The 975-nt window shown below is 66.1% G+C and carries 1 protein-coding gene and 1 pseudogene; one reads left to right on the top strand and one right to left on the bottom strand.

Annotated elements, in window-relative coordinates; all coding sequences use genetic code 11:
• A pseudogene (locus EN738_RS34600) lies at window positions 1–189 on the top strand (gluconokinase); the annotation flags it as partial.
• Here the strand turns inward: EN738_RS34600 and EN738_RS34595 are convergent.
• A partial coding sequence (locus tag EN738_RS34595) for a hypothetical protein (protein WP_127287402.1) occupies window positions 184–975 on the bottom strand: 792 nt, incomplete at its 5' end. The pseudogene EN738_RS34600 and the gene EN738_RS34595 overlap by 6 nt on opposite strands.

The raw sequence follows: 975 nt of genomic DNA, 5'->3' as shown, positions 1-975 counted from the left end.
GCGGAAACCGCCAGGCGCCGTGTCGGCAGCCGCAAGGGGCATTTCATGCCGGCGAGCCTGGTCGACAGCCAGTTCGCCACCCTCGAAGCGCCGACGGCGGATGAACCGGCGTTGACCGTGGACGGCACCGGCCCGATCTCCGACATCGTCGCCGGCGTGCTTGACGAACTCAGGACAAAGACCTCATGAGGATATGTCGGCGCCCGCGTCCGTCGTGTCGCCCGACCGCTCGGTGAACCTCTGGGCGCCTGCCCATACCATCATCTGTTCCGGGTACAATTTCATCGCCTCCAGGAGGCGATCGCGCTTGAGCAGGATGTAGCGCGCCTGCGTTTCGAGGTTCTTCGCCGCCATGTCCCTTGTCGCGGCGGATGCCGGCCTTGCCGGCGGCGCCAGTTCGGGGCTGATGACCGCGCGGTATTCGCGAAAGGGCACGGTCTCGAAGGTCGACATGGCAAACAGCGCCGTTCCGCCTCGCGCGGCGAAGTTTGCCGGAGCCGAGGCCAGTTGGGTCCAGCCGCTTTCCCCGATGCCGACTTCTGTGAAGGTGGTGCCCGCGTGGGTCGTGTTGGTCATCAGGACGATGCCGTTTTCCCTCAGCATGCGTTGCATGCGCACCGTCACCTGGTAGGCATCGCCGCGCTCGAAGACGACCCGGCTTTTGAGGTAGCGGTTCTCCACCGCGATCAGCGGCCGGTTGAGGAAACGCAGGCCGAAAACCGAGTCTGAAAAGCCGTGGAAGTTGACGCTGACCTGGTGCGTTTCGAGGCCGGCGGCATGCAGGGCCCGCTTGCCGATGATGGTCTGGGCGGTGAACTGATCGCACCAGATGATGGCGCCGCGGCCGCGCCGCAGCGCCGCGCGCAGGCCCTCAAGCCCTTCCAGCCGGATTTCCGGCGACCAGCCGTGGCCGGTGAGGTGCGCGGCAAGCAGCAATTGCCGGCGATGAACAGCGGCAAGCAATGGCCTGAACAG

The sequence above is a fragment of the Mesorhizobium sp. M4B.F.Ca.ET.017.02.2.1 genome, assembly GCF_003998955.1.
Lineage (GTDB): Bacteria > Pseudomonadota > Alphaproteobacteria > Rhizobiales > Rhizobiaceae > Mesorhizobium > Mesorhizobium abyssinicae.
This window is presented reverse-complemented; position numbering and strand designations above follow the sequence as displayed.